The following is an 11,557-nucleotide window of genomic DNA, read 5'->3' as shown; positions in this document are numbered from 1 at the left end:
TCCCTAGGAAAGAAGCGGCCGAGCCCGCTTGAGCGGGCGGCCGCTTCCGTTCCGGATCGTTCAGACATGTTTCTTCCGGTAATCCCCGGGCGTAACGCCGACGACTCTTTTAAACATGCGGCCGAACGTAATCGCATTGGAATATCCGACTTGCTGAGCGATGTCCTGTTGCCCTAAATCCGTTTCCGTCAACAGCCGTTTTGCCTTTTCAATACGCAGCCGGAGCAGGACGTCCACGAAATTTTCGCCGAACGCGTCTTTGAACAGTTGACTGACGTTTTTTCCGTTCATGCCGAACCGGTCGCTTAGGTGCTTCAGAGAAAGATCCGGGTCGTCAAAATGCTCCTCGATGTAAGTGCGCATCCCCACCGCGACGGCCTGAAAACTGTTGGTTTCGAACACCTTGACGTAAGCCCGGTACGCTTCGTTCAACGCTTCGGTCAGGTTCGCTTCCAGACTGTCCAGCGAAGAGCTTTCGGTCACCATCGCTTCGACGTCGAGCCGGATCCAGGCTTGCCGCATCGTCTCGGACGCCAGAACCTCGTTCCCGGTTTCTTTTTTAAGCAGCTTTTCCAGCGCGGCCAAAATCATATGGATTTGCATATCGTTTAACCGGTAAGTCCGAAAATCGTTAAACAGTCCGGCTAGCTGATCCCTCCACCCGTCGTGTACAAGGCGGAACGCCTTTGCCATTTCCGCGATCCGGACCCAGTAGGAATGTGCATCTTCTGCCGAACCGCCGACCCGTTCTTCCGCAACGATCAATGTCTCGCCGCCGGTCAGCTTGTAGCCAAGCGCCGCGGTAGCGGAAGCGTATGAAACGGGAAGATCTTCCCACGATGCGACCGGAACCCCTTGCGCAAACACGAAACGGATTCCGAAGTTCTCTTCGACCCACTGCCGGCAGGCCGCCACCTTAGGGAGAAGCGTTTCCTTCGCGCTTTTCCCCTCCTCCATCCGGCAAATGACGCCCAGCCTGCCCCCGCTTATCCACTCGCACCAGGCGCGCATGGACGAATTGTCCAAAAAGTCGTGCACGATGCTTTGCACGGCGAGGCGCAGCATAGCCTGATCCTGCGGCTTTCCTTCCCCCAGGAAGGCTTCATGACCGAGCTCCGCCACGATGACGCCTTTGTCGGCAGGGCATTCGTCGTCCCTATACGGCAAAGGAATCGTTTCCTCCCAATCCGTTTCCGCAACGACTCCCGTACCTTCGACCAAATCCATGAAAAACTGCCTGCGCTTCGTAATCAGATGCTCCCGTCTTCCTTCCTCGTAATGCCGGGATTGGTCGATCAGATCCTCCAGGGCCTGTCCGATAAAGGAAAGGTCGTCCACCTTGCGATCGTCCGGCAAGGAGTTCAGTTGTATCGATTCCAGCTTGTTCATCATCATCTGGATCGGGCGGTAGTTCCGTTTCGAAATGTAAATTACGTATCCGAGGCTGAGCCCGATGACGGCACAACCGATCGCCACCCATATGTAGGAAATCAGTGAAAACCATCCGAAGAACTGCCCTTGCTTGATGCCGCTGCGGATCGTCCATGCGGTATCGGGCACTTCGATTTCCGCAAGCTGCTTGACTCCACCGCCTTTCCGGCCGTTTTCCCCTTCCTCGTCCGTCGACATGACGAGTTGCCCCGCCGTGTCCACGACATCCAGGTAGCTGATCTTCGTATCGGCAATATCGCCGATGTAGCTTCGCAGCTCCCTTACGTCCGCGTTAATGACGGCTACGCCCTTGTCGCCGAAAGGAACGGGAAGCTGCTTGACGAGGGAGATGACCCGGGCGGGAGAAGAGACGAACCTGTCCTGGAGCCAGCGCGTTTCCGACCAACGGTCCGTCGTATGCCGTTCGTCTTCGAGTACCTTTCGGAGGAAAGCCGTGTCGCCGAACGAATCGAGGGTCGTTTTGCCGTTGGGCCATATAATCAGGCCGTCCTTCGCGCGGTACAAATAAATCGAATGGATGACCGGATTCCCTTCAATCAGGGAACGAAGCGAGGCAGCTGCATTGTAGAGGAGGAGGCTTTCATCGTGTCCGGCGAGTCCGGGCGCTTCGGCAAACGTTGCGATGCTTTCGTTTTTGTTCAGCTCTTTGAGAACGGCGTTCTCGATATCGTCAAGCGACCGGACCATCGTATCCGCAACGTAGTCGGCAGACATTCGGTTCGCCTTCTCCGTTTCTTTCCGCGAAATATCGGAAATGACGACCAGACCGAGCAGTACGATCACGGTGATCGTAAGTAAAAAAATAGGAAAGTAGGAAAGCAGCTGTTTCTTGTACCAGTTGTTCACGAAATACTTCCCCCCGTGCGAGATTACCCATGATCATACTTGAACTTTTCACGTCTGACAATAAAATTGTTACAATTAATGTTAACTATATTTACACAACGAGCACACTGCTCCCCATCGCCAGACGTACATTTTGAATGCAAAAAAAAAAATGAAGCTCGTCTATGGAGCTTCATCCTTTCTGCAGTTCGCTTAAACGCCCGTGCGCCGCTTTTGATTGTTTTGCACTTTGTGGATTTGCGTCTTCATTTTTTTCGTTTCCGTGCGGTAGCCGGCTTGTTCGCCCCGTGCTTTCTGCTGCGCCGCCTTTTTCTTCTCAAGCAGACGCTTCATCGCTTCGGACTGGCTCGGCTTTTTTCGGTCGTCCATCCGACCGCCCCTCCTCTGATCTTTTCGAATCGCTGCCTTCATTATAGCGCTTTTTTCGATCGGGATGGAATTTTCCCGAATGTTCCTGCTTCCTTTCCAAACGCAGATTCCGCCCGGCCGCGATTTAGGCTTGGGCGCTAGACAGGAGCACGGCCGGTTCTCCGTATCCGCTCATACGCTAGGGCGAGAGAGGAGAGATGGACGGCTTGAAATACAAAAGCACATCCATTAAGAGCAAATGGACGAAAACGAAATGGCTGCTCAGAAGCGAAAGCCTGCGCAAATACGTCCCCCATACGCAGCTCTTCAGCCGAAGCGCCCTTAGCGGCATGCTTGCTCAGTATTCCACTGTCTATTTCAAGCCTACCGGCGGAACGGGCGGCTTCAACATCGTTCGCATCACGAAGAAGGAAAACGGCTACCAGATTCAGCACAATGCGAAAAAAAACCGGTTTCCCACCTTCGACGCCCTGTACGAACATTTGAAAAAACGGACGGGCGGCAGCTCTTATTTGCTGCAAAAGGGAATCAAGCTTGCCGTAACGGAGGGCAGGCCGTTCGATATTCGCGTCATGGTGCAGAAAACGAACGGCGGCGATTGGAAGAGCACGGCGTTGTTCACGAAAATCGGCCGTAAAGGCAAGGTCGCGACGAACTACAACCAAGGCGGAAAAATCGGCTTTTTCCAGCCTACCCTGTCGGGCGCGGGGTACGGCCAGGCGAGCATCGAGCATAAAGAAAACGAACTGAAACGGCTTGGCGAATCCGTCGGCCGCCTGTTCGACGGGCATCTGACGGGGTTCCGGGAGCTCGGGCTGGACGTCGCGCTGGATCGCGAAGGCCGGGCCTGGATTTTGGAAGTGAACACGCGGCCGCAATTTTATCCGTTGAAGGACATGAAGGACAAACGATTGTATCGCAAAATCATCTCCTACGCCAAGCAGTACGGGAGGAAAAAATAACGGCGTCGAGGGAGCCGGACGATCGGTCAAACGCTGCGGAAAACGTTGAACGATACCGAAGTCCCGAAGTCCGGCTCGCTTTTGATCCGAAGTCCTTTTCCATAATGTCTTTTCAGCCTAAGATCCGTATTAAGCAGGCCGACTCCGGACTGGACGTCCGATCGTTTTTCCAGGAGGCCGTGCAGGGTCGCTTCGTCCATTCCGACGCCGTCGTCTTCGACCGCCACTTCCGCATAACCGCCGAAGTTCGCGATCCGGATCGTGATCGTTCCGCCCCGCGAACGCTTCAGAATGCCGTGTCGGACGGAATTTTCGACCAGCGGCTGGATCGTCAGCAGCGGAATTCGGATATCTTTGCAATCTTCCTCGTCGATTTCCCAAACGATCCGAAGCCGATCCTCGAACCGCTCTTGCTCGATATACAGGTAGGAGCGGACAATGCTTAGCTCCTCTTCGACCGGGACGAGCTCGTGCATATTTTTCAACTTGTATTTGTCCCTCAAAAAATCCCCGAAAACTTTCAGCAATTTGCGCATCCGATCCAAATCGATTTCGCTCAGCGCCGAAACGGCGTTTAACGTGTTGAATAAAAAATGCGGCTGAATTTGCGCCTGAAGCCAGGCCGCCTCCATGAGCAGCCGCTCGCGCATCGCTTGTTTGACTTCGGTCAACGCCTTGACACGCGACCGGATTTCCGACGCATCCACCGGTTTTGCCGCGTAATCGTTCGCGCCCGAGCGGAACCCGCATTCGATGTCCTCGGGCCGGCCGCGCGCCGTAAGAAGCAGAACGGGCAGCTCCGTAAGCGAAAACCGCGCGCGAATCGCGCGCGTCAATTCATAGCCGGACATATGCGGCATCATGACATCCGCAATGACCAGATCCCATTCCTTGTCGTCCAGGGCGGCCAACGCCTGCGCGCCGCTCGCGACCGTCGCGACGTCATAGTCTTCGGACGAAAGAAGCGTTTCGATCACCTTCAGGTTGACGGGATCGTCGTCGACCGCCAGAATCCGGGGCCGGTCGGCGAGGATGTACGGCGGACGTTCGGCGACCTTGCCGGAAGGCTCCGGCGGCCAAGGCCGAGCGGCGGCGGCCGACGCTTCCGCCATGGCGGCTTCCGCGGACGCCGCTGCGTTTGCCGGTTCTTCTTCCGCATCGGACCGTTCGGCAAGCGGCAGCGAAAAAACGAACTCCGATCCTTGACCGGGGACGGAGCGAACCCGCAGTTCCCCGCCGTGCAATGCCGCCAGCTGTTTGCTGATGCCGAGACCGAGGCCGAAGCCCCCTCGATCATCCTCTTGCCGGAGTCTCCCTGCTCGTAAGGCTCGAACGCGCGGCGCGCCATTTCCTCGTCCATGCCTATCCCCGTATCCGTTACGGAAATGTAAGCCCGACCGTTTTCCACGTAGGATCCGATCGCGATTTCGCCTTCGGCCGTGAACTTCAGCGCGTTGTGCAGCAGGTTGAACAAAATTTGGACGATTCGGTTCTCGTCGGCATTCACTTGCGGGAAGCGTTCGGGAATCCGAACCGTCAGCCGTACGGCTTTTCCCTCCGCCATAAAACGAAGCATATCCATTACGCCGACGGCGATGGGCCGTACGGAGATCGAACGAATTTGCAGACGGGGGGCGTTTTCCTTCAGACTCATCGCATCCAGCAGATCGTTCAGCATAAAGGACATTCTTCTTCCGACATTCAGCACGGTTTCCAGGTCTTTGGCGCTTTGCCCGCCGAGCGACCGCTCCCGTTCCAGAACGCCTTGCGAGAGATTGAGTATGCTGTGAAGCGGATTGCGCAATTCATGCGACGTATTGGCCAGGAATTCGTCCTTCCGTTTGTCCGCGCTCTGCAGCTTGGCGGCGAGCATTTTCGTTTCGGCATGAACCTGAAAATAGCCCCTGAACCAGACGGAAGCGAAGCAGGCGATCGACACGATGAGATCGAACGGGTAATAGACGGTTTTGATGCCGGTCGCAAGATGAATGCCCCACCAGCCGAAATGGCTGTTGAACGCAACCAGAGACAGAAGCAGCAGTACGTTTTCTTTTAATTCCTTGATGGAAGTAAAAAGCACGGACAAGCCGGACGCCGCGATTCCGACCCCCATGATCAGCGCATAGGCCGGCTGCGCCGTCACCAAATGCCGGACGGGCAAAAGCAGCGACAGGAAGGCGGCCCCGGCGCACAAGGCGGAATAAATCGGGATGAATTTTCGCCAGCCTTCGGGCTGCAGGTGGCGGGTGCTTTGGAGCAAACCGTAACCTACGGCGACCATAGAGAAATGGACCAGCTTGAATCCCCATTCGTAATCGATCGGGGTCCAGTACGACAACAGTTTTTCTTCGGAACCGAGCAGGTGCATCAGCGTCGCGCTGACGAGAAGCAGGGAAAAATAAATCAGCTTTCGGTCCCGGTTTCCGACGAAAAACAAAATAAACGCATAGACGGCATGCAGCAAAAAAACGACAGCGACCAGTTGCTGCATGGAAACCGACAGCTGGGTCTCCCGGGCGATCGCTTCCTCCGCCCCGAACTTGATCGAACGCACGATGCCGCCGTCGCGGGGGTCGGCATAATTCGCCGCCTGAATGACGACTTCAATTTCGCCGCTGCCGTTCGGCGCGAACGAAGAAGTGTACGGGATGTTATACGGAACAAACTCCCGTGCGCTCTCGGCGGGCTCTCCAGACTTGGCCAGCAGACGGCCGTCGACGTATAACGCCGACGCACTGCGGACGCTCGGAATGCGGATGCTGTAGGTTGCCTCGCTTTCCGGATCGACGAGAATGCGCAAACGATAGGATCCGTAGCCGTAAGGCGTCTCTTCTCCCGGCCGCAAGGAGGCGTTCCAGGCGCCGGGGACCTGGATGGCGGAAGGTTGGCCCTGATCGGATGCCGCCGTCGGATCGTCGCCGTCCATCAGCCAAACGTGCGGATAAAATTCCCACTCTCCGTCCAGCGTAACGGTGCGGCCCGCGCCGGCATCCCAGTTCCGCAAATCCAGCAGTCCGTTCGCCGCATGCGGCTGGTCCTCGTGATGAAACCAGCCGATCCATATGAGTCTTAAGCCCGCGAGAAGGATCAGAAATAACCCCAATATCGCGAGCGTCTTCCATTTGGCGGAAATTCGGGTCCGTTCGGTCGGCAAGTGTCAGGCTCCTTCATTTCAACCTTCAAGAGAAGGCAAAATTCCAGCTCTTGCAAGCTATGAAAAGTATAGCTTATGCAAGTTGCCAAGTTCAATTGCCGCGCGGTTCGTTTTCCGCGATTTTCGCTCGACGGGTCAGCCGGCGTCCGTTTCCCCGCTTCGATACCTGGCCAACGCCGTTTGATAGACGCTCTTGGGCCGGAGTCCGACAAATTTGTCCGCCGGTTCGCCGCGATGAAACACGATGACGGTCGGCATCGACATCACGCCGTACGCCGAAGCGAGCTCCGGCGATTCGTCGCAATCGACTTGCAATATCGCCGCCCGGCCTCCTTCTTCTCGGTCCATCTCCTCCAGAATAGGCAGCAAAACTTTGCAGGGAGGGCACCACTCCGCGCCGAATTCGACCAGCGTCACTTCGTTTTCCCGAACGGCGCTTTGAAAGGTTGAAGCGTCGACCGTTTGCAGGCTCATGTTTTTTCCTCCGTTTCGGCCTGCTGCCGCTCCTCCAAAATCGACCGGATGCGATCCTCCAAATTCGACTTGATGTTCTGCAGCAGGCGGATTTGGGTTTCGATCTCTTCGAGCTTTTGGCGATAAACCGGGAGCACTTCGCTGCAGAACGCTTCCTTGTTTTTCAACACGCAGTTCAAAAAGCCGGCGATCTGCTCCGTCGTCAACCCGAGATTGAGGTACAGCTGAATCGTCCGCACTTGTTCTTCCGCAAACGGCGAATAATCCCGGTAGCCGTTCCCGCTCCGAACCGGCGTCAATAGCCCTTGCTCCTCATAATAGCGCAGCGAACGAACGCTCGCCCCGGTGCGCGCCGCGAGCTCTCCGATTTTCATGTTTATCGCCTCCGCTAGATCGATCGCCTTCATTGTAAACCCTGACATTAATGTGAGGGTCAAGCGATGATTTTCATGTTGATTGCTTCGCAGGCTTTCATTTAAAATTAATTCAAATTCAATGATTTGCTTAAATAACAAAATTAATAAAATCTAAATGCCTTTAATTAATAGGAGGAATTGCATATGGATCAAATCGACAGACAAATTCTGTTCCATCTTCAGAATCAGGCGAGAATTTCCATGACGGAGCTGGGCAAAGCCGTGAACCTGTCCCAGCCCGCCGTAACGGAACGAGTGAAACGGTTGGAGGAAAAAGGAATGATCGAGGAATATCGGACGATCGTCTCTCCGGAAAAAATCGGAAAATCCACCGCTGCCTATTTCCTCTTCCGAACCCGCGATTGCACGGCGTTTGTCGATTTTGTCCGCGCGTCTCCCTATGTCGTCGAATGTCACCGCATAAGCGGGGAACATAATTATTTGGTAAAGGTCATGACCGACTCTATACGCTCTCTGGAAGAGTTCGGGAACGAGTGCGACAAATACGGAACGTATACGACCTTGATCGTCATGTCGTCTCCCGTCGATTATAAACCTCTTATTCCGACTCCGGAAGAAGCGTCGGACCTTCCCCGCGCTTCCTTGAAGTGAACCTGCGTACGTTGATCCGCCAGGCAGCAAGGAGCGCAAGAAGCGTCAGCAGCAGCAAGGCCCAAGGCAAGGAACCCGCATCCATCGTTTCGAGCATGACGGCGCCGATAAAGCCGCCCCCGCCGATGGCCAAATTCCAGGCCGTGACGAGCATCGATTGGCCGACATCCGCATGCTCGCCGGCGGTTTCGGCCATCGCCGTCTGCAGCAGCGTCCCCGCTCCGCCGAACGTCAGTCCCCATAAGGCAACCGCCAAATAAATCAACGCGGGCTGACCGGCGGCAACGCCAAGCAGCAGGGAAGCCAAAGCGAATCCGGCAAGGCTGACCAATACCATTTTATGCTGCATGCGGTCGATCCACATCCCGACAATCCAAATCCCGACGATCGATGCAAGACCGAAAATAAGCAGCGTCAAGTCGACGCGGCCGGCAAGCCCCGCCCGGGCAAGGTAAGGCGCTATATACGTGTATAAAATATTGTGGGCCAGCACCCAGAGCAGGACGACCGCCAATACGGGACGCACGCCCTTCATCATGAAAATAGTGCGTAGAGAGGTTCTTCCGGCGGCTTGCTGTCCGGGATACTCCGGCATCTTCCGGACGATCCAGACAATCAACAGCACGGTAATCAGCGACATGATCCCGAAAACGGCGCGCCACCCCGCAAGACCGCCGAGGAAGGTCCCTGCGGGAACGCCGAGCGCCATGGCAAGAGGAGAACCGACCATAGCCACCGCCAGAGCCCGTCCTTTGAGGGCATCCGGCACCATCCGGCGGGCATAGCCTGCCGCCATCCCCCACAGGACGCCGCCGGACACGCCGGCAAAGAAACGGGCAGCCAGCGTCAGCGCAAAATCGGAGGACATGGCGGTAACGCTGTTGAACGCGAGAAAACCGGTCATCGTAACCAGCAGCAGCCGGCGCCGCGGCCAGCCGCGCGTAGCGGCGGTCACGGGAATCGCGGCCATTAGGGACCCCAGAGCGTACGACGTGACAAGCTGGCCGGCAAGAGCTTCCGAAATGCCGAGCCCTTCGCTTAGTTGAGGCAGCAATCCGGCGGGAATCGTCTCGGTAAAAATGCAGATAAATGCGGCCATGGCGAGCGCAAGCAACCCGCCCCAGGGAAGGCGGTCGCAAGAAGCGGCAATGGCGGTGGCGGTTTGTGCGGGAAAATGGTTGCGTCTATTCAATTTCAAAACATCTCCTGTTCGGTTGAAAATCGTTGGCTTCAACCGCCGATCGGATTCGGTTGAGGAATTTAAGTTTACAAAATAAATTCGCCCATTTACATATTTATTTAAAGGTAAATTCGTTATTTTTCATTTATTATATTTGAAAAAAAGAGACATTCTATTATAATTTACAACCAATAATAGTAAAAGGCTTACATTCGCTCTCTAAAAGCCGTACTTAGCTAATGCGAAAATTCGACACGAAACCAATCCAACCTATGCTTACTGTACGTGCCTATCCTTGCCCCACGCGTCTCCCCCGTGCCCAATCAATCCTTTCTTATGCGGATTTTCCCGCCGCTACCGGCCTCCTCGTCTCTTCCTTCCAAATAAAAAACCGCTTCGACATGCTTAAAGTACAGAAAATGTCGTTGAGATTGGAATCGATCGGAAAAGGATACGAGTGAATTTTATTCTTTCCGGCGTTAAAAAAAATAGGCCGCCCTCGCCCGAGGGTACGGCCTACTTTAGTTGGACGGCGCATTCGCGAAGGAGACGTTGATTAGCACGACTTCCGAACGCGAACCGATTCGGATGGGCGGCCCCCAAAAGCCGAAGCCGGACGAAACGACGGAATGCAGCTGCTCTTTCTGCAGATAGCCCCAGTCGTTTTCGAACAGCATTTGCGTAATGAGGTGTCCGGGCGCGATTTGCCCGCGATGGGTATGCCCGGATACGATCAGATCGACGCCCTGCTCGCTCGCGATGTCGAATTCGACCGGCTGATGCTCCAGCAAAAACAACGCGTCCTCGCGATCGACGCCCTCCGTCAGCTGCGCCAGCCCGGCCCGCTCCCCGTCGCTGTAATCTTTGCGGCCGACGATCGTCAGCCAATCGTTTACCTCGACGGCTTCGTCGTAAAGCACCCGCATGCCGCTTTCTTCGAGCAGCGCGATCAGTTCCTCCGTTTCCCCGCGAAACCGGTCATGGTTGCCAAGCGATGCGTAAACGCCGTACGGAGCCTGAATCCGCGCCAGCACCTCCCCGATTCCCTGGTTCCGGTAAGGGACGATGTCGTCGTCGACGATGTCGCCCGGGAATAAAACAAGATCGGGCTTCAGCCGGTTGATTTCGTCGACGAGCCGCTGCGCATGTCGCTTGTTCGACAAATAGTTGAAGTGCATGTCCGAGGCCATGGCGACGGATAGCGTTCCGCTGGCGGGCCCCTGCTTGTCGATCCGAATATCGTAGGTGCGGACGACCGGGCTGAAGGCGTTGAAGCTGCCGAATCCGAGGAGCGCCGCCAGCGCCGTCAGCGTAAGCCAGCCCGCCCATTTATGTACGCGATGGCGCGGAATCCGCGTCAGCCTTGTCAGCCAGACGAGCAGATGCGCGACGGGAAGCAGCATGACGAGCAGACTGAACAACGCCAGCCAGTATGAACCGATGACGCCAAGCAAAATCGAGCCTTCGAATACCCGCGCCAGCATGAAGGACGCGGCGAGAAAAATCAGCGCGACGACGTAAACGACCCGGAACCGGCGCGACACCTTCGGCTTCATCCACGACCAGCCGCTCCAGCCGATGTAAAACACGATCAATGCGTAGACGGCGATAAACGCAATTCCGGCGACAATGTCCATAATGCCCTCCCGCTTGGATGCTAGTCCTATTATAGCATCGATCGTCCGCGCGTTCCTTCAACGCAAATGGACCCGACCAAACAGGGAGACGCCTGCGATGCTGCAGCCGGCACCGCCACCGCCATATTCGGGCTTCGTCGCGAAAACGTGAAATACGAAGAAATAAGGGGAGGATCGGAGTCATGAGTTACTCAACTGCGTGCGGACATGTGCGTATGTGCTTACGGATATGTGCGTATGGCGGGTTGAGATGAGCGGCCGTGACTCAACCGGATCGACGACGTGCTTGCGAAAGTGGTGAGATGAGTCATAGTTACCCAACTGGGTCCGGCCTCTTGCGCCTGACCGGTTCAGATGAATAATTTTTACCCAACTGGGCCCGGCCTCTTGCGCCTGACCGGTTCAGATGAGTCATAATTACCCAACTGGGCCCGCCTTTTTCGCCTGACCGGTGC

Annotated in this window: 9 protein-coding genes and 1 pseudogene; 2 read left to right on the top strand and 8 right to left on the bottom strand. The window is 55.8% G+C overall.

The annotated features are described in order from the left end of the window. Positions 1 to 60: 60 nt before the first annotated feature. Together JW799_RS29655 and JW799_RS14335 are read right to left on the bottom strand one after the other, a co-directional pair. Positions 61 to 2,298 (bottom strand): cache domain-containing protein, encoded by a 2,238-nt coding sequence (locus JW799_RS29655; protein WP_080834882.1) that lies wholly within the window; start codon positions 2,296 to 2,298, stop codon positions 61 to 63. A 192-nt stretch (positions 2,299 to 2,490) separates the two neighbouring features. Continuing rightward, positions 2,491 to 2,667, bottom strand: a complete 177-nt coding sequence (locus tag JW799_RS14335) for a hypothetical protein (RefSeq protein WP_176220721.1) — start codon at positions 2,665 to 2,667, stop codon at positions 2,491 to 2,493. A 206-nt stretch (positions 2,668 to 2,873) separates the two neighbouring features. Here JW799_RS14335 and JW799_RS14330 point away from each other — a divergent pair, with 206 nt between their 5' ends. Continuing rightward, on the top strand, positions 2,874 to 3,629 hold the full coding sequence (locus tag JW799_RS14330; protein WP_080835555.1) for a YheC/YheD family protein: 756 nt from the start codon (positions 2,874 to 2,876) through the stop codon (positions 3,627 to 3,629). Between the two features lie 26 nt (positions 3,630 to 3,655). Here the strand turns inward: JW799_RS14330 and JW799_RS28715 are convergent, their stop codons facing one another. The 4 genes and pseudogenes from JW799_RS28715 to JW799_RS14315 form a co-directional block, all read right to left on the bottom strand. Further along, positions 3,656 to 4,873 carry a response regulator gene (locus JW799_RS28715; protein WP_240353287.1) on the bottom strand — a complete coding sequence of 406 codons (1,218 nt, stop codon included), beginning with the start codon at positions 4,871 to 4,873 and terminating at the stop codon, positions 3,656 to 3,658. After that, positions 4,858 to 5,502, bottom strand: a pseudogene (locus JW799_RS29650) (sensor histidine kinase); the annotation flags it as partial. The gene JW799_RS28715 and the pseudogene JW799_RS29650, both read right to left, overlap by 16 nt. A 1,416-nt stretch (positions 5,503 to 6,918) precedes the next feature. Next, positions 6,919 to 7,257 (bottom strand): thioredoxin family protein, encoded by a 339-nt coding sequence (locus tag JW799_RS14320; protein WP_080834884.1) that lies wholly within the window; start codon positions 7,255 to 7,257, stop codon positions 6,919 to 6,921. Then, entirely contained in the window at positions 7,254 to 7,631 is a 378-nt protein-coding gene (locus JW799_RS14315) for a MerR family transcriptional regulator (protein WP_080834886.1), read from the bottom strand. The genes JW799_RS14320 and JW799_RS14315 overlap by 4 nt, the downstream gene beginning before the upstream one ends. A gap of 186 nt (positions 7,632 to 7,817) precedes the next feature. Here JW799_RS14315 and JW799_RS14310 point away from each other — a divergent pair, with 186 nt between their 5' ends. Continuing rightward, entirely contained in the window at positions 7,818 to 8,285 is a 468-nt protein-coding gene (locus JW799_RS14310) for an Lrp/AsnC family transcriptional regulator (RefSeq protein WP_080834888.1), read from the top strand. Here the strand turns inward: JW799_RS14310 and JW799_RS14305 are convergent. Both JW799_RS14305 and JW799_RS14300 read right to left on the bottom strand, forming a co-directional pair. Beyond that, positions 8,233 to 9,477: an MFS transporter gene (locus tag JW799_RS14305; protein ID WP_275901462.1), complete on the bottom strand. Its 1,245-nt coding sequence runs from the start codon at positions 9,475 to 9,477 to the stop codon at positions 8,233 to 8,235. The two genes, JW799_RS14310 and JW799_RS14305, sit on opposite strands and share 53 nt — an antisense overlap. Before the next feature lie 509 nt (positions 9,478 to 9,986). Then, positions 9,987 to 11,102, bottom strand: a complete 1,116-nt coding sequence (locus JW799_RS14300; RefSeq protein ID WP_205430398.1) for a metallophosphoesterase — start codon at positions 11,100 to 11,102, stop codon at positions 9,987 to 9,989. Positions 11,103 to 11,557: the final 455 nt, after the last annotated feature.

It is taken from the genome of Cohnella algarum, assembly GCF_016937515.1.
GTDB lineage: Bacteria > Bacillota > Bacilli > Paenibacillales > Paenibacillaceae > Cohnella > Cohnella algarum.
The sequence above is the reverse complement of the archived record's forward strand: the minus strand, read 5'-3'. Positions and strand labels throughout refer to the sequence as shown.

Bases quoted from the DNA above. Each gene is read 5' to 3' on its own strand.
- JW799_RS14300 (WP_205430398.1), bottom strand. From the start codon at position 11,102: ATGGACATTGTCGCCGGAATTGCGTTTATCGCCGTCTACGCATTGATC.
- JW799_RS14320 (WP_080834884.1), bottom strand. From the start codon at position 7,257: ATGAGCCTGCAAACGGTCGACGCTTCAACCTTTCAAAGCGCCGTTCGG.
- JW799_RS14335 (WP_176220721.1), bottom strand. From the start codon at position 2,667: ATGGACGACCGAAAAAAGCCGAGCCAGTCCGAAGCGATGAAGCGTCTG.
- JW799_RS14315 (WP_080834886.1), bottom strand. From the start codon at position 7,631: ATGAAAATCGGAGAGCTCGCGGCGCGCACCGGGGCGAGCGTTCGTTCG.
- JW799_RS14310 (WP_080834888.1), top strand. From the start codon at position 7,818: ATGGATCAAATCGACAGACAAATTCTGTTCCATCTTCAGAATCAGGCG.